At 37.1% G+C, this 17,863-nt stretch carries 12 protein-coding genes and 2 pseudogenes; all 14 read left to right on the top strand.

Annotation, left to right across the window (positions count from 1 at the left end; all coding sequences use genetic code 11):
• Nucleotides 1-88 precede the first annotated feature (88 nt).
• Nucleotides 89-853, top strand: a complete 765-nt coding sequence (locus AB6M99_RS05535; protein WP_121834708.1) for an alpha/beta fold hydrolase — start codon at nt 89-91, stop codon at nt 851-853.
• Nucleotides 854-908: 55 nt separating this feature from the next.
• On the top strand, nt 909-1,886 hold the full coding sequence (locus AB6M99_RS05530; RefSeq protein ID WP_121834709.1) for a hypothetical protein: 978 nt from the start codon (nt 909-911) through the stop codon (nt 1,884-1,886).
• A gap of 58 nt (nt 1,887-1,944) precedes the next feature.
• A complete protein-coding gene (gene uvrC, locus AB6M99_RS05525; RefSeq protein WP_121834710.1) occupies nt 1,945-3,732 on the top strand; it encodes an excinuclease ABC subunit UvrC in 1,788 nt (595 codons plus the stop codon).
• A gap of 15 nt (nt 3,733-3,747) precedes the next feature.
• Nucleotides 3,748-3,981 carry a hypothetical protein gene (locus tag AB6M99_RS05520; RefSeq protein WP_121834711.1) on the top strand — a complete coding sequence of 78 codons (234 nt, stop codon included), beginning with the start codon at nt 3,748-3,750 and terminating at the stop codon, nt 3,979-3,981.
• 79 nt (nt 3,982-4,060) lie between these two features.
• On the top strand, nt 4,061-4,663 hold the full coding sequence (locus AB6M99_RS05515) for a nitroreductase family protein (RefSeq protein ID WP_369350355.1): 603 nt from the start codon (nt 4,061-4,063) through the stop codon (nt 4,661-4,663).
• A gap of 63 nt (nt 4,664-4,726) precedes the next feature.
• Nucleotides 4,727-5,131, top strand: a complete 405-nt coding sequence (locus tag AB6M99_RS05510; protein WP_121834713.1) for an ACT domain-containing protein — start codon at nt 4,727-4,729, stop codon at nt 5,129-5,131.
• Between the two features lie 9 nt (nt 5,132-5,140).
• Entirely contained in the window at nt 5,141-6,544 is a 1,404-nt protein-coding gene (gene pepV / locus AB6M99_RS05505; RefSeq protein WP_121834714.1) for a dipeptidase PepV, read from the top strand.
• Nucleotides 6,545-6,600: 56 nt separating this feature from the next.
• Nucleotides 6,601-7,188, top strand: a complete 588-nt coding sequence (locus tag AB6M99_RS05500) for a uracil-DNA glycosylase family protein (protein ID WP_369350354.1) — start codon at nt 6,601-6,603, stop codon at nt 7,186-7,188.
• 42 nt (nt 7,189-7,230) lie between these two features.
• Nucleotides 7,231-10,007, top strand: a pseudogene (locus AB6M99_RS05495) (HsdR family type I site-specific deoxyribonuclease).
• Between the two features lie 213 nt (nt 10,008-10,220).
• Nucleotides 10,221-13,802: an ATP-binding protein gene (locus tag AB6M99_RS05490; protein ID WP_121834717.1), complete on the top strand. Its 3,582-nt coding sequence runs from the start codon at nt 10,221-10,223 to the stop codon at nt 13,800-13,802.
• A gap of 39 nt (nt 13,803-13,841) precedes the next feature.
• Complete coding sequence (locus AB6M99_RS05485; RefSeq protein WP_121834718.1) at nt 13,842-15,002, top strand: restriction endonuclease subunit S; 1,161 nt, start codon at nt 13,842-13,844, stop codon at nt 15,000-15,002.
• Between the two features lie 15 nt (nt 15,003-15,017).
• Entirely contained in the window at nt 15,018-16,910 is a 1,893-nt protein-coding gene (locus tag AB6M99_RS05480; protein WP_369350353.1) for a P-loop NTPase fold protein, read from the top strand.
• 160 nt (nt 16,911-17,070) lie between these two features.
• Nucleotides 17,071-17,364: a helix-turn-helix domain-containing protein gene (locus tag AB6M99_RS05475; protein WP_121834720.1), complete on the top strand. Its 294-nt coding sequence runs from the start codon at nt 17,071-17,073 to the stop codon at nt 17,362-17,364.
• A 90-nt stretch (nt 17,365-17,454) separates the two neighbouring features.
• Nucleotides 17,455-17,856: pseudogene (locus AB6M99_RS05470) on the top strand (type I restriction-modification system subunit M N-terminal domain-containing protein); the annotation flags it as partial.
• Nucleotides 17,857-17,863: the final 7 nt, after the last annotated feature.

Here is a 17,863-nt window from a genome sequence, read left to right as displayed (position 1 = left end):
TTTACTGCTGGCTTTTTTTCAGTAAAGGTTAGATATTAAAGTCTAGTTATGCTATGATAAATTATCATTGGTAATAAGAAAGGCTCACATGACCCCTATTTATTTTTTAGACGGATTGGGTAGTAACCGTCATTATGTTACCCGCTTGGAGGAGGCTTTGGTTGAACAAGGTTTTGAGTTGACCTATCTAGCCTTGCCTGGGCAGCCTGATAATTTTGATTGCCCTATAGAAACCTTAGAAGATTTGACTGCATGGTTTAACAAGCAGACTCCAAATACTCCCTTTATTTTGATGGGATTTTCTCTAGGAGCGGATTTTGCGGCTTATTTAGCGAAACAGTCTTCCCATGTCTCGCATCTCATTTTACTTGATGGTGGCTTTATGGATTTTGACGTTTTTGGGTATTCTTTAGAGCAAGAGTTGGCGGACACTAAGGCTTATTTTGCTTCTGAGACCTTTGCGGATTTGGGAGAAAAGCTGCGCGAAGAGGAGAAGAGTGCTGACTATTGGGGTGAGGATTTGGAAAAAGCAGTGCGTCATGCCTATGTCAAAAAAGAAAATCAGTACCAGTTAAATCTTAATTCAGAAATTATTCTTAACCTCCTAAAAATCAGACGTGACTGCCAGTTTGTGATTTCAAAACCAGATTTTTCAGTCCCAACACTGATGATACTCTCAGACAGTCCCGCTGAATTCTTAGACTTCAAACAAACACAATTAAGTAAAATTAAAAATAACCATATCACTAGTAAGATTCTTTCAAACACCACCCATCACCTCTATCTTGAAAAACCTAATCAAGTGGCAGTAACGATTAAAGATGTCGTGTCAAACTTTTCCAAAACTCTTTAAACGCTTATTCTTTTGTGATAGAATGAAACAAAACCCCATAAAAAGGAGAAAATAAATGGTTGAAAAGCGTTTTAAAGGGATAATGAGATCTATTGTTCCAGGGATTTTGTTTCTTGGGATTGCAATCCTTTCAACAGTTGCTTTTATGGTAACGACAGGTGTCGATAATCTTTATCGAAAAGGGGAGATAGTCCAAAGCAGTAACTTATCAAATGGTAGTAAGGCGCTAGTAGTGACAGCGATTATACCAGAACCTCTAACGACAATTGAAGGCTATAATAGCAACCTCTACTTGGTAGAATATGACAATACGGATGGGACATTTGGCTACATTGGATTGGATGCAAATGAGAAAGACCCTGTTCTTGAGCGTCTGATTGCTAAGGGTGATGAGCTGATTGAAAAACCAGAACGCATTGAAGTAGAACTCGTGACAAGCTCTAGTCAGGAAAACGGTATTGAAGGCTACGAAAGTTTTATTCAGGAGACGTTTGCTGGAACAGATTTAGAAGGACATGTTAGCCGAACTTATTACGCTTCCTTACGTGAAGTAAGTAGTACACGCTGGATGTCTTATGCCCTCATTGCTGTAACTGGACTTATTGGTATTGCCTGCTTAGTAGGTGGTGTATTGACCGTGCGCCAAAACAAACGCAACTATGAGGCGCTTTATCTTGCTTATCCAGACTTGCATGGCAACTTGGACAATATCATTAGGGAAGCTACTTACCATGATGAACGTCTAGGGCTCTTGGTTTATAAGACACACTTGATTTCTTATAAAGTGAAATTCTACGCCATTGACCTAACACAGGTGACCTCTCTTTATCATCATATCATTTCAACTAAAGCTTACGGTTTGATTACGACCTCACGCCATTCACAATTGATGGTAACTTTGGTTAATCAGAAGAAAGTGCAAAAGGTTTTCTTTAAAAATATTGGTAAATCAACAGATGATGAACTCCAACCTTTATTTGCTCTGATTGAACAAACGTATCCTAATATTTCTTTAGGTTACGACCAAAAGTAACACAGTCATTTACTGCTTAAAAACGAGGTTATTCCTCGTTTTTTGTTATAATATGACTATGAATAATACGATAAAACATAAATTAGAATTACTTCCTGATAGCCCGGGGTGTTATCTCCACAAGGATAAGAATGGGACGATTATCTACGTCGGTAAGGCTAAAAATTTAAAGAATCGGGTGCGCAGCTATTTCCGTGGAAGTCACGATACCAAGACGGAGTTGTTGGTATCAGAAATTGAAGATTTTGAATTTATTGTTACCGAATCTAATATTGAAGCTCTGCTATTGGAAATCAATCTTATTCAAGAAAATCTTCCTAAGTACAACATCAAACTCAAAGACGATAAATCCTATCCGTTTATTAAACTAACGAAGGAGCTCTATCCACGGCTCTTGATTACCCGCCAAGTTAAGAAAAATGATGGGCTCTATTTTGGTCCATATCCTGATAGTGGCGCAGCCAATGAGATTAAAAAGCTCCTCGATCGAATTTTTCCTTTTAAAAAGTGTAAAAATCCTGCTAATAAAGTCTGCTTTTATTATCATATCGGTCAATGTAACGCTCACACCATCTGTAAAACCGATAAGGCCTATTGGGATGGTCTGGTAGATGATGTTAAAAACTTCTTAAATGGTCATGATGATAAAATTGTCAATGATTTGAAAGCTAAGATGATGGCAATGGCAGAGCAGATGGAATTTGAACGGGCTGCCGAATATCGTGATTTGATAGAGGCAGTAGGTACGCTACGCACCAAGCAGCGCGTTATGAATCAAGACATGCAGGATAGGGATATTTTCGGTTACTATGTTGATAAGGGATGGATGTGTGTACAGGTTTTCTTTGTTCGACAAGGTAAGCTCATTCAGCGTGATGTCAATCTGTTTCCTTATTATAACGAAGCTGAGGAAGATTTTTTGACCTATCTAGGGCAATTTTATAGCGACAGCAATCATTTAATGCCTCGCGAGATTTTTATTCCTTCAGATATTGATCAAGAATCTGTTGAGGCCCTCGTTTCTGCCAAAGTGATAAAGCCACAGCGTGGTGAGAAAAAACAACTGGTTGCTCTAGCCACAAAAAATGCGCGTGTTAGCCTCCAGCAAAAGTTTGATTTACTCGAAAAAGATTTGGTTAAAACACAGGGCGCTATTGAAAATCTTGGAAGTCTGCTTGGCATTGCGACTCCACGTCGTATTGAAGCCTTTGATAACTCCAATATCATGGGGACCAGTCCAGTTTCTGCCATGGTCGTTTTTGAAAATGGTAAACCCAATAAAAAAGAGTATCGCAAATACAAAATCAAAACTGTTGACGGACCTGATGACTATGCTAGCATGAGAGAAGTCATTCGCAGACGATATAGTCGTGTAAAGCGAGACGGCTTAGTGCCACCAGATTTAATTATCATTGATGGTGGGCAAGGGCAGGTCAATATTGCTAAAGATGTTCTGAAAAATGAGCTCAATATGGTCATTCCTGTAGCAGGTCTTCAAAAAAATGACAAGCACCAGACGCATGAATTGTTGTTTGGAGAACCTTTAGAAACCATTGACCTTCCAAGAAATTCTCAGGAATTTTTCCTTCTCCACCGCATCCAAGATGAGGTGCACCGCTTTGCCATTACCTTCCACCGACAAGTCAGAAGTAAAAACAGTTTTTCTTCAAGATTAGATGGTATTGAAGGATTGGGTCCTAAACGTAAGCAAGCTTTGTTAAAACAGTTCAAATCCTTGACCGCCATCCAGCAAGCAAGTGCGGAAGAGATTAAAGCTCTAGGAATTCCAGAAAAAGTGGCGGAAGCTGTTTTGGAGAAATTGAATCCAACAGAAGAAATGAATTAATGAGGAGACTTTGAGATGAATGCATACCTTATGTTAATTGTCTTGATCATTTTATTGGTCTTGGTTATTTCAAATTTATGCCTAAATCCCTTGTCGAAAACCAGTTGGTCAGAGCCTTTGTTTGTTCAGAGAAGTATCGGTGTTGGGATAACCATCAATCTGAAAAACCGCTTGGGATGGTGGATTTACATGATTGTCTCAGTCGCTTTGGTTATCTTACTAGCTATGGTGCTTCTAGATAAATCTTGAAAGTGTAGCTCCGCCATTTCCCTAAACCTTAAAATATGATAGAATGTAAGGGTAATCATAAAGAGAAAGAGGAAGTCAGATGAAATTCCTAGAATTAAATAAAAAGCGCCACGCGATTAAGCAATTTAATGATCAGCCTGTTGATGTCAAAGATGTGCGCACAGCTATTGAGATTGCAACATTAGCGCCAAGTGCTAATAATATTCAGCCTTGGAAGTTTGTGATTGTTAAGGAGAAAAAAGCAGAGCTAGCTGAGTTGGCGTATAGTACCAACAAAGACCAAGTTGAAGCTTCTCAATACACCATTGCACTCTTTACAGATACTGATTTAGTAAAACGGTCACGCAAAATTGCGCGGGTCGGTGTGAAAAATTTGCCAGATGATTTGATTGGTTACTATATGGAAACCTTACCGCCACGATTTGCCCAATTTACAGAGCAACAGAAGTCAGATTATTTAGCTCTTAATGCTGGTATTGTAGCTCATAACTTGGTTATGGCTTTGACAGACCAAAAGATTGGCTCAAACATCATTCTTGGTTTTGATAAGAGCAAGGTCAATGAGATTTTGGAAATTGACAGTCGTTTCCGTCCAGAACTCTTGATTACTGTTGGTTACACTGATCTTAAGCCAGAACCAAGCTACCGCCTACCAGTTGATGAAGTGATTGAGTATAAGTAAGTGAATTTTCAACTGTGATTGAAACATTTCGCTTATTGCAAAATAGAATGAGAGGCTAGTACATTGACGAAACCGATTAGGGACTTATCACAATTGTTAGCAGGCATGGAGCCTGTCCTCCGTGATGGTATTTATGTCTATGCCACAGTGAGCGATGATGTCAGCCTTCCTTGGGATAAGGTTGAAGCAACGGTTCGGGAAGATGAAGGATTGTCCGTTGTCGTAACAGAAGCAGTTGCTGACTCATACAACTTGAATAGCCAATTTCGTTCGGCGTGGATTACCTTGATGGTGCATTCAGACTTGGAGGCGGTTGGTTTAACGGCGGCATTTTCAAAAGTGTTAGGTGAGGCTGGCATATCGTGTAACGTGATTGCAGGAAACTATCATGACCATATCTTGGTACCGTATGAGAAAGCAAATCTTGCACTAGAGACGTTAAAAAAATTACAAAATGGATTAGAATAGGATAGAACGATGACAATTGATTTTAAAGCAGAAGTTGAAAAACGTAAAGACGATTTGATGGCAGATTTGGTTAGCCTTTTGGAAATCAATTCTGAGCGTGATGACAGCAAGGCTGACGCTGAGCATCCATTTGGACCTGGACCTGTTAAAGCCTTGGAAAAATTCTTGGAAATTGCAGAGCGTGATGGCTACAAAACGCGTAATATTGACAACTACGCTGGTGATTTTGAATTTGGTGAGGGCGAAGAAGTTCTCGGTATCTTTGGTCACCTTGACGTGGTGCCAGCTGGTAGCGGTTGGGATACTGACCCATATAAACCAGTCATCAAAGATGGCAAACTCTATGCGCGTGGGTCATCAGATGACAAAGGTCCTACCATGGCATGTTACTATGGCTTGAAAATCATCAAAGAACTTGGTTTGCCAACGTCTAAAAAAGTGCGCTTTGTCGTTGGTACAGACGAAGAGTCTGGATGGGGTGACATGGATTATTACTTTGCCCACAATGGATTGAAAGACCCTGACTTTGGATTCTCACCAGACGCCGAATTCCCAATCATCAATGGTGAAAAAGGAAACATCACCGAGTACCTTCACTTCACAGGTGCTAATGCTGGTGAAGCAGTGCTTGAAAGCTTTGCAGGTGGTTTGCGTGAAAACATGGTTCCAGAATCTGCCACAGCAGTTGTCTCAGGGTTAACAAAAGATGATGTTGAAACTGCTCTTGCTGCCTACGTTAAAGCAGAAGGCTTGCGTGGTGAAGTCGTTGAAGCAGACGGCAAATTGTCTGTAACTATTTACGGAAAATCAGCTCACGGTTCAACACCAGAAGCGGGTGTCAACGGTGCAACTCACTTGGCACGTTTCTTGAGTGTGTATGACTTTGAAGGTGGCGCAAAAGCTTACCTTGAAGTAGCTGGAGAAATCCTTCACGAAGACTTTGCTGGTGAAAAACTTGGTGTAGCCCATACAGATGACAAAATGGGTGCCCTTAGCATGAATGCAGGTGTCTTCTCATTTGATAAGTCTAGCGAAGACAATACAATTGCCCTCAACTTCCGTTATCCAAAAGGAACAGATAAAGAAACCATCAAAGCGAAACTGGAAGAAATCGAAGGGGTGGCATCAGTTAGCCTTTCTGATCATGAGCACACACCACACTATGTGCCAATGGAAGATGAACTCGTTCAAACCCTCCTTTCTGTTTATGAAAAACAAACAGGATTAGAAGGTTACGAACAAGTCATCGGTGGCGGAACATTTGGACGTCTCTTGAAACGTGGTGTAGCTTTCGGTGCTGAATTCCCAGGAGATGAAAACACCATGCACCAAGCTAACGAATACATGCCATTGACAAACATTTACCGCTCAGCAGCCATCTACGCAGAAGCGATTTATGAGTTGATTAAGTAATGTTAAAGATAAAAAGGTCATTATGACCTTTTTTCGCTATTCAAAGGAATGATACAATGAAAAGACTAGAGGATATTATCTCAGCTATTATGGCTGAACCTGAGAATCAAACCTTCACTGAAAGAGGAATTGCTCCTCTGGTAGCGGCACCAAGGACCGCAAAGATTGTTATTGTCGGACAAGCGCCAGGGAGTCGTGCGGAGGCGACTGGCATGTACTTTAACGACCCCTCTGGGGACAATCTAAGAGAGTGGCTAGGAATTGATAGAGAAATGTTTTACAACTCAGGCTTGATTGCAGTTGTGCCTATGGATTTCTATTTCCCAGGCACTGGCAAGTCGGGTGACCTTCCTCCACGTAAGGGCTTTGCAGAAAAATGGCATGCGCAGATGTTTGATCTTATGCCTGAAGTCGAGCTGGTCATTCTCATTGGCAAATACGCACAGCAATATTACCTGAACCAACCAAAATTAGCCAAACTTACCGAGACAGTAAGGCATTTTCAAGCTTATCTGCCCCGCTATTTTCCCCTAGTACATCCATCCCCAAGAAATAATATCTGGCAAAAGAAAAATCCCTGGTTTAAAGAAACCGTTCTCCCAGAGCTTCGAAAACATGTGGCAGAGATTTTGGGAAAAAGCTGAACGATGGTATAATAGAGCTATACTAAGGATTAGGAATGCAGTATGACATACACAGGTGAATTAGCGATTGAACAACAACTCATTGACCAGTTGACGACTGGAAACAGTCAATGGAGTTATCGGAGTGATTTAAAAACAGAGGATGCCCTCTGGGACAATTTCTTTGCCAAATTAGAGCAAAATAACGTTGCCGTGTTAAATGGCACGCCTTTGACGGAGCAAGAAAAGGCACAGATTAAAAACCAGCTTAACTTTATCAATTACTACGAAGCCGCTAAATGGTTGGCGGGTGAGAATGGCATTGCCAAAGTTCAAGTACAACGTGAGGATGCTAGTCTAAGCACTATCCGTTTATCCGTCATTTGGCGAGATAATGTTGCTGGCGGGACCTCTTCTTATGAAGTGGTGAATCAAGTGGAGCGTCCTAAAGCAGAACCAGCAGACCAAGACAGAAGGCTTGATGTGACGTTGTTAATCAACGGACTGCCTCTGATTCAGATTGAGCTGAAAAATGCCCAACATCCGTTTATGGATGCTTTTCGTCAAATTAAAAAATACGACCGTGAAGGTAAACTGCGAGGGATTTACTCTAGCTTACAGATGTTTGTCGTGTCTAACCTAACGGATACCCGCTATATCGCAGCAGCAAAAGAAAATAAGCTCAATGATACTTTCTTGACCAAGTGGGTGGATACCAACAATCAACCAGTGCTCAATCTTTTCGCCTTTGCCAAAGAGGTGCTCTCGATTCCAAGAGCCCATCAGATGGTCATGCAATATTCAGTGATTGATGATGACAAAAAAGCTTTGATTTTGCTTCGTCCTTATCAAGTTCATGCCATTGAAGCGGTGCAGGAAGCTAGCCGTAAGCAAGAGTCAGGCTATGTCTGGCACACGACTGGTTCTGGTAAGACACTGACTTCTTATAAGGTCGCTCGTAATCTTTTACAGATTCCGTCTATTGCCAAGACCATTTTTGTGGTGGATCGTAGCGACTTGGATCAGCAGACGACCTCAAGTTTTCTCTCCTATGCTGCCAATGATGTCATTGACATTGATGAGACGGACAATACTCATCAGTTGGTAAAACGATTGGTGGCGGATGATAAGCGCGTGGTGGTGACAACCATTCAAAAATTGGCAACCATGATGCGCAAAATCGAAGACAGGCTCTACAGCAAGGAAGCAGATAAAATCAAGCAACTCAAAGTCGCTTTTGTCGTGGACGAATGTCACCGTGCGGTGACGCCACAGGCTCAGCTTAAACTCTCAAGCTTCTTTATCCATTCGCTCTGGTATGGTTTTACAGGAACGCCAATCTTTGCAGAAAACAAACGCCAACAACTCGGGAATCTCGCCCAAACTACCGAAGAACAATACGGCAAACGCCTCCACGAATACACCGTCAAGGAAGCTATCCATGACAAGGCTGTTCTTGGCTTCAAAGTGGACTATAAAAACACCCTCATTCTCAATAAAGACATCGCTGAAAAGGATATTCCAGACAGTGCCTATGAGGAAGAGGAGCATATGCTAGAAGTGTTGGACGCTATCATCAATAAATCCCGTGGGCAACTTGGCTTTCAAAACGGTGTCGGACAGACCTTCAATGCCATCCTAACCGTGAAGTCTATCCCTATGGCGCAGAAATATTATGACCTCTTAAAACGCGTCAAAGCAGGTGAGACTAGAGTGAAGATTTCTGAGCGCGTGAAGCAAGTCCTCCCAGACTTTCCAAAGTTTACCATCACTTACTCCGTGACGGAAAATGACGAGGAGTCAACGGTCAATCAGGACAAGATGAAGGAAGCCATCTATGATTACAATACCGAGTTTGGCACCCACTACACGATAGCAGACCTGCGTGGCTTCAATACCGATGTCAATAATCGCCTCGCTCGTAAGAAGGACAAGTACCTCTTCCGTGAAGAGCAACTGGACTTGGTTATCGTGGTCAACCGTCTTCTGACAGGCTTTGATGCCCCTTGCCTTTCGACCCTCTTCATTGACCGCAAGCCCATGCAGCCTCACGATTTGATTCAGGCCTTTAGCCGAACCAACCGTATCTTCAATGGTGCTAAAAAGTTTGGTCAGATTATCACCTTGAATTTGACCGTTATTTTGCATTTATCAAGGTCTATTCCGAATACGACCAAGATACTATCTTTGCAGAAACAGGATTGACAGAAGAACTGCTAGAAACTTATATGGGCACCTACCAAAATGTCCTCGAAGAAATCAAGCGCCGTAAGGACGATAACGATGATACAGACGATGAACCCCTCGATATCCTCTATGAGTTGGAATCCGTCCATCTCGATGAGATTAACTACGAGTATATCATTTCTCTCATCCAAGCCTTTATCCCACAGGCAGATGATGCCCAAAAAGAATTGACCGCAAAAGACATTGCAGCCGTAGATGCTTATATCGCAGACCTTGCCAAAACCAACCAAGGACTAGCCCAAGTCATCGCCGACCTCTGGCTTCAAATCCAAATGGATCCAGAAAGCTATCGCGGTCAATCCATCACCAATATCCTCGACCAGATGATAGAAGCCGTGATTACCAAGGAAGTCACCCAACTGGCTAAGAAATGGTATATCGGCGCAGACGAACTCATGTATCTCGTCAAAAACTACCGCAAAGGGGAAAGCAAACAACTTGGCGAAAGTGAACTCAGTCAAAGCCAACGCTACCAAGACTACAAAAACGACGTCGCAGAAGCCCTCAACCCCCTCAAATACAAAATCGAAATCAAAAAAGCCTACACCCAACTCATCGAAGAAGTGATTGAACCACTGAGAGTGAGGAGGTAGGTAATAAGATACAAAGGCCGTTAAAAAAGCGATTAGGATTTTAGGAAGACAACGATGTGGGCTTACTCACAAGGCGTCTTATCTAAATCCCGAGCTTTTAGGCCGTGTTCAGTTACTAAGATACAGAGCCGCTAAGCAATGCAAAGCAAAATAGGAAGTTAACGAGTAAGTAACAAGAAACTAAATTATTAAAATGGTTAGGAAGGAATTTCAATGGGATTAGTAAACAGAATCGAAACTGCTATCAAAGAACTTGAGGGTGGAAAATTCCAAAAATTAGGAGATGCTTATCTAAGAAGAAAATATCAATTTAGTAATTTAGTTTCTTTAGGTTCTCAAGAGGGGACAGATAAAACGACTAGAGGCATACCAGATTCTTACGCAGAAAAAGATGGAAAATATATTTATATTATGTATGGCACACATACATCTGTAGTCCCTAAATTAAAAGAAGATATTCAAGCAGTAAAGAAAAAAATTCTTGACGAAGGTACTGAACAAAATAAAATTAGTAGAATTATTTGTTGCCATACTTCTTCAAATATATCGATTAAACAAAGAGATGAACTAGAAGAATTAGCTAAGCCTTATCAATTAGACTTGATTGGAATTAATGAAATTGCGAATGATCTTATTAGGTTAGAATTTCAATTTTTAGCAAAAGAATATTTATCAATTAATGAATCTACAGAACAGGTATGGAGCATTGATGATTTTATAAAAATTCATGACAGCAGTACAACAAATGCTCCAATTTCAAATTTTTATATTGGGGATGTAAATGAAGGTATCAAACTCTTAGAATCAAGTAAAAATCGAATTCTATTAATATCATCTAAACCGGGAACAGGAAAAACAAGATTAGCAATTGAAATTTGTTCAATACTTGCTAAAAAGGGATTGAATGTTCTTTGTGTAAAGAGCAATAATCAGTCAATTTATCAAGATATTAAATACCATTTAGATTTACAGAAAGACAATGTGATTTTTATAGATGATGTCAATACAGTTCAAAATTATATTTCAACATTGGGATTACTTAGTACGAATAATAATGTTAGGTTTATCCTAACTGTCCGAGACTATGCAAAAAATGAAGTAATACATAACATTAAAAATTACGGATATAGCAGCTTGGAACCCGTTATTTTGCAAGATGATAATTTTAAGCAGTTACTCCGGCAATTTTCTGAACATGAATTTACTCAGCAGCAAATAGAACATATTGAAAATATTTCAAAAGGAAATCCACGAATTGCAGTTCTAGCAGTCCTAATGTCTAATTCACAGGATTTAACAAAGTTTAAAAATGAAATTGATATTTTACAAGACTATTATGAAGGTATTCTATTAAAAGATAATATATCTTTTGAAGAGCAAAAAGCATTATTCATTTTGTCATATCTCAAAAAAATTAGTTTTGATAGTTTAAAAGATAATCAAGAGTTTATTAAATTATTACAATTAACAAATATATCAGAGAAGTTATTTAAAGATGGAGTCGAAAGACTTCATAACAGAGAATTATGTAATATTTATAATAGTAAGATAGTGAAAATAGCTGATCAGTCATTGGATGATTATATTGTTATCAAGTTTTTAATTAACAAAAAAATATCAGTTTTAGATATTTTACATGCATTATATCCATTAAACAATCAAAAGGTTATTCAGCTATTGAATCAATTTTCCAACTTTGTCCATAATGAAAATGATTTTAATATTATATCGGAGGCAGCTAAAGAATACTATGCTGAAAACATTTTTCAAAATGTAGAAGAGAAAGAAGGGTTTTTAGCACAATTTGGAATATTACTTCCATTAGAGGCAATATCATATGTTAAAGATACAATCAGTGATATTGTGGAAGAAAACTATACACAAGCTAATTTTGTCAAGGAAAAGAATAAAAGTAAAACCGTTGATGATTCTCTATTGTTGATCATACAAACAGTTATTAAAACAAAATATTATAAACATGGCTTACAATTATTGATGAACTATTTCGTAAAAAAACCAAATCTTATTTCCGAAGTTTATGATATGCTTGAAAAAAATTGCGGCCTTATAACAGAAAGAGATTACATAGATTATAATATAGCAAAAGCAACACTAGCTCAATTTAAACGGCTAGATTTAGATAAAATATACAATCAAGAACTAATTGTAACTATACTAAAACAATACTGGAAGTTAGAAGTTGAGAGAGCCACAGCAAATGATGAAAAAACATTTACTCTTAGACGGTACACGATACCAGATAGTGTTAAACTGGTACAGTATCATGCGATAATTATTGAAATTCTTGAAAAATTGTATAGTACAGGAGCTTCAAAAATTAGATATTACATTGAAAAAATTTTATATGATTATCAATTTACTATTTTAAATTATTCAAATACCCATCAAAAAACTATCGAACAAGACTTGAAAAATATTAAGTATAGATTTTTTTCAAATCTCTCAAATTTATCTCTATCCGGAGAGAAGATTGTTTTTGCTTTACATGAAGCTGAAATAAAATCAGATTTTGAAGTGTTTTCTGAGTACAAAGCATCAGAAAGACAAAAAATATATAATAATCTAGCCAATTCAAACTACGCTTGGCGGTATAAAGATGATGAACAGGCAGATTTTAATCAAATTGTGATTAGTTATTCAAGTAATTTGGAAAAAATTTTTACCTATGCATATCAATTTAAACAAAATACATTCATGAATAATGAAAATATTGAACGTGTTTTATACAATATGTACCATGAACTAATTGATGAGAAAATTGATTTTCTGTATTCCATGTTTAGAACACGTTATCGTTTTGAAAATGTTACACCAAATGAATTTTTAGAAGGTCTGTCTCAACAGGAAATGCAAAGCATTCTTGGCTTTCCTTCAGAGTCTGAAAAATATAAATGGCAATTTGCATACCTAACACAGCTGAAGAGAATTGAAAAAGAAGATATACAATTACTTGAAATTATCTTAAAGAATAATCCCATACCTAAATATTTGAATATACTGCATTTTGAACAATTTCTCTTATCAAAGCCTGACTTAAAAGAAATCTTAATTAAAAAAGCTAAGAGTGCTCATTTCATTATTCCTTTTTTTGTAAGAGATGAAGAAGTAACAAGACTAATTAATTTAATGGGGAAAGATGACTTAAAAAGGTTATACTTGAAAGAATTAAGGAGTAATATTGATCGTAGCGGGAAGCTTTTTCAAATGCTTGGGCACGATGATATAGATTTTACTGTGAATATTTTGAAAAAAATAAATGACTTGAAGTTGGGCTATAATGATGAAGTTTATGTAATACTTCATAAAATTAAATCATTTAATAATGTTGAAAAAGTTTATCTCAGCTTTTTGAATTATATATTAGAAAATGATTCACTTTATTATTATAGTAGTTTGTTAGAAAGTATATTCAAAGAGAATCATTCAATCCTGTTTAATGCCATAGAATTATCCGATAATGAAGAATTGGTAATAAAAATGGTAAACTTAGGGGTTGAAATTTTTGATGATAAAAGTGAAAAGTTAAAACTATTTGAAATTATAAAATCAAAGGGGTACGGGAAAGCAACTTTTTCAAAAATACACTATTCTGCCATGTCAGATTCTTGGTCAGGAAGTTATGTCCCTGTGTTGGAACAAAAACAGAATTTTTTACAATCTGTAAAAGAAATTTTTGAAGATGATATAGAGTATATTGATTTAGTTATGCATATTGATAAAATTATCAATCGGTGTTCTCAAAGAATTGAGAAAGAACTGGAAGAAGAATTTTAAAATTTTTTAATCAACTGAATGAACGAATAGGAACGAATTATGAAATATAAAAATATTCCAAAACTCAGATTCAAAGATTTTGATGATGAGTGGGAAAAGAAAAAATTAGGTGACACCGCCCAAATGTATCAACCCAAAACTATCACACAGTCAGATCTAACCGAAAGTGGCGTTCCAGTTTTTGGCGCAAACGGCTATATTGGATATTATCTTGAACCAAATCATATTGAGGATCAAGTGACTATTTCTGCAAGGGGAGAAAATACAGGTACACCAAGTTTTGTTAAAGGTCCAGTATACATTACTGGAAATTCAATGGTTGTAAATGTTGATGTAGATGAAATTGACAAGTATTTTTTATATAGTTCTCTATTAAGTCGTTCTTTAAAAAAATATGTCACAGGTGGAGCTCAACCTCAACTTACTAGAGATGTATTAAATATTATTCAAAAATATTTTCCCTCACTCCCTGAACAATCCGCTATCGGGTCGCTTTTCCAGACGCTTGATGAGCTCTTGTCTGCCTATAAGGATAATTTGGCCAACTATCAAGCCTTTAAGGCGTCCATGCTGTCCAAGATGTTTCCAAAGGCAGGCCAGACCACTCCTGAAATCCGCTTAGAAGGATTTGATGGTGAATGGAAGGAGAAGAAGTTGAGAGAAGGTCTTTCAAAAATAGGTGACGGTATTCATGGAACACCTAAGTACAATGATGCAGGGGAATATGCTTTCATAAATGGTAATAATTTAGTACAAGATAGTATTCAACTAAATACTGAAACTAAATATGTAAATTTGAATCAATTAACTCCTCATGATTTGGCACTGGAAAAAAATACAATTTTGATGTCAATTAATGGTACAATTGGTAGTCTTGGATGGTATCGTAATGAAAAAGTTATGTTGAGTAAGAGTGTGGCTTATTTACAGGTTGATTCGTTTGATAAAAATTTTATTTACTATCTTCTTCAAACAGCTCAGATTAGAAAATATTTTTTCAATAATTTAACTGGTACCACAATTAAAAATCTGGGTCTAAAGGCCATTCGAAATTTAAAGATACATTATCCAATTTTATCTGAACAACGTGCCATTGGCTCTTTCTTCTCTGACCTTGACACATTAATCTCATCTTACCAAGAAAAAATCAATCAACTTGAAACATTGAAGAAAAAGCTCTTGAAGGATATGTTTATTTAAACGATGTGAGGTATTATGTGTAAAAACAATAGTGTTATACAGTTAGAAAATATTGATACATCTACTGCGGAAGAAAATTTTTTCAAGTTATTGGATGAAAATAAGACCTATTTTTTAAACGGTGCTTGGGGTTCTGGTAAAACTACATTCTTAGAGAAGGTTTCTGAAAAGAAAAATAAAAAATTGATATTTATTGACTTATGGAAAATCAATGATAGTAGACCTACCTTAGAAATCGTTTTTTCAAAATTACATCCCATATATTATTATGGAATATTAGCTTTATCAATTTTATCTGTGGCAGTTTCGATATTGTCAACAAATGTTGTTAATCTTGGAATTGAAAATCTTATTAAAGAAATTGGACTCCCATTTAAATTTCTCTTTTTCATCGTAGGTATCATTGCCTTATTAGTGGCTATTTATCAATTTTTTAAATTCAAATCGGATATTTTTTGGATTTTTCTCTTTAATAAGTTACCACACGATAAAGTTGTATTAATTTTTGATGATTTTGATCGATTAACTGAAAAACAACAGGAAGAAACGTATAAAATTTTCAGTCTCCTTAAAGGGAAATTACCGATTGTGTTTGTAGGAGATATTTCAAATATCTACGAAGTGAAAACCAACTTTCTTTCGAAAATTATTGATAGAAGAATTGAGCTGCCTTTTGCACTGCATCCCAATAATATTTGGGAGACCTATTTTGGTGCATTAGAAGAAAAATTTGAGACGATACTTTCGCAGGATTTTAAACAACTCATTATAAATGAGGGGAGAAATTTAAGGGATAGAGAGCATTTCAATGACTATGTTAGCAAGGAATTTTTTGACCGAGGTAAGTTAGGACATGTTCAAATAGAGCAACAGTTACTAGTAATTTATACCTATCTATTCCACTCAAACCTCTATCAAAATTTAATAAATGGCTTTGGTGTAGATATTGATGAAGGAGATGTTCCTAAATTTCTAATAACCTCTCAAATTGATGGCTTATATAAATATAATGAAGGCTATCCACCGTGTTTTGCCTATAATCGTAGTGAATATTTTTTATATGAACAAGTATCAAACACAGCAGTCAGTGAGCTAGAGGAGATAATTAATAGTGATGTTCTACTTAAGGAGCAATTATTATCAAGTAGTGGTACTGATTTCTACAAGTATTTATCAGCTAATTATGGAAACTTTACTAGGGAGAGAAAAGAGAAGTTACTACAGTTGGCTCTAGAGTATATACGTGACTATAAGACGAGTGATACAATTTCCTACATCATTCGCGAAAAACAAAATGAAATCATGCCACCTAAAACATATATAGGAACACATGGTAATAGTCTGATGTATTCACTTCCTAAAGAGCGTAAAAATAAAACTGATGAAGAAATTAATAATGAGATTTATGATGGATGGAAAATAATTCTAGATAAAGCTAACTATGATTTTTCACAGCAATTATATCTTTTGGTAAAATACCACATTTTTAGTTTTCATGTACTAGGGGAACGATTCACCGATGTTCAGTGCGATACCATTTTGCATTCTTCAGATGAAAGAAAAGATATTATGCTTTTAGTTTATCTTTCCAGTAGCAATTTATGGACAAAATTTTCTGAATGGACAGATGACATCTGGGAAGTAGTTTATTCACTAACTGATACTCAATTTATATCTTTTTGGATTTTACAAGGAATTATTTCTAATGGAAGAAATAGAGATGATTTTGATTACATCCCTTCGGATAAAACATTGACTGTCTGGGAAAAAACTTACAGCTTTGATTATGGAAATGAAATAGATAATTCTCAAACTGTAAGTATGTTGAAACATCGATTAGATAAAATGGAACTAGAAGGATTTAAAATTAAATATGAGATAGATGGAAGATATAAAATAGAGGAATAATTTTTTAAAATATCTTCATTTGGATGATTACCTTTTTCGAATAAATAAGATAAGCATTCGAGGTACTTTAATAGCTTAAAGTATTCCTTTTCAATAACTTTTGAGTTATAATTGAAATAGAAAAATTTCTACAAATATCTATTGCAAAACGAGGCACGGTATGACAACAAACAATCCAGCTATTGGTAGTCGTTGGGAAGAGGTTCAAGCGGAACTCTTTACGCCTGAGGAATTGCGTGAAAGTGATTTGAGGGTGGCTGTTATGCTTGAACTCATTAAGGCTAGACAGGAAAAGGGTATCAGTCAGAAGAAATTGGAGCAGCTCAGCGGTGTTAGTCAACCTGTGATTGCTCGGATGGAATCTGGAAAAACCAGTCCGCAACTTGATACCGTTTTGAAAGTGCTAGCCAGCCTTGGAAAGACCTTAGCTGTTGTGCCTTTGGAGCAGAAATAGAACAGTAGTAGAACGACTATCTAAGTTACTTGGAGTATTTCCTATCAGCTCTGCTATTTTCCCAAAATAAACCATTAGAAAGACAAGAACATGGAACAACTACAAACCTCCCAATCGCTGTATCAGGCGCTTTGGAATTCGGCGGATATTCTCCGCTCTAAGATGGATGCTAATGACTACAAGTCCTATCTTTTGGGCATGGTCTTTTACAAGTACCTGTCGGACAAGATGCTCTTTTATGTGGCTGAGACCATGGAGGAGCCGACCGATGATTTGCACAAGGCTTTAGACCTCTATCGTGGTTACTACGAAGATGAGGAGACGCATGCTGATTTGCTGGCGGTGATTAAGGGTGAGATGTCTTATGCCATTGAGCCAGATTTGACCTTTACCGCCTTGGTGGATCGGGTCAATGACGGCACCTTTCAGCTAGAGGACTTGGCACAAGGCTTCCGTAACATCGAACAAGCCGATGAGCTCTTTGAAAATCTTTGCTAAA

The organism is Streptococcus hillyeri (genome assembly GCF_041081565.1).
GTDB lineage: Bacteria > Bacillota > Bacilli > Lactobacillales > Streptococcaceae > Streptococcus > Streptococcus hillyeri.
Note: the sequence above shows the minus strand (reverse complement) of the source record. Positions and strands in the feature narration are given on the sequence as shown.

What these genes read in the sequence shown, in the direction of transcription:
- AB6M99_RS05485 (WP_121834718.1), top strand. Translation starts at nt 13,842, where the DNA reads ATGAAATATAAAAATATTCCAAAACTCAGATTCAAAGATTTTGATGAT.
- pepV (WP_121834714.1), top strand. Translation starts at nt 5,141, where the DNA reads ATGACAATTGATTTTAAAGCAGAAGTTGAAAAACGTAAAGACGATTTG.
- AB6M99_RS05515 (WP_369350355.1), top strand. Translation starts at nt 4,061, where the DNA reads ATGAAATTCCTAGAATTAAATAAAAAGCGCCACGCGATTAAGCAATTT.
- AB6M99_RS05490 (WP_121834717.1), top strand. Translation starts at nt 10,221, where the DNA reads ATGGGATTAGTAAACAGAATCGAAACTGCTATCAAAGAACTTGAGGGT.
- uvrC (WP_121834710.1), top strand. Translation starts at nt 1,945, where the DNA reads ATGAATAATACGATAAAACATAAATTAGAATTACTTCCTGATAGCCCG.
- AB6M99_RS05480 (WP_369350353.1), top strand. Translation starts at nt 15,018, where the DNA reads ATGTGTAAAAACAATAGTGTTATACAGTTAGAAAATATTGATACATCT.
- AB6M99_RS05520 (WP_121834711.1), top strand. Translation starts at nt 3,748, where the DNA reads ATGAATGCATACCTTATGTTAATTGTCTTGATCATTTTATTGGTCTTG.
- AB6M99_RS05530 (WP_121834709.1), top strand. Translation starts at nt 909, where the DNA reads ATGGTTGAAAAGCGTTTTAAAGGGATAATGAGATCTATTGTTCCAGGG.
- AB6M99_RS05500 (WP_369350354.1), top strand. Translation starts at nt 6,601, where the DNA reads ATGAAAAGACTAGAGGATATTATCTCAGCTATTATGGCTGAACCTGAG.
- AB6M99_RS05475 (WP_121834720.1), top strand. Translation starts at nt 17,071, where the DNA reads ATGACAACAAACAATCCAGCTATTGGTAGTCGTTGGGAAGAGGTTCAA.
- AB6M99_RS05535 (WP_121834708.1), top strand. Translation starts at nt 89, where the DNA reads ATGACCCCTATTTATTTTTTAGACGGATTGGGTAGTAACCGTCATTAT.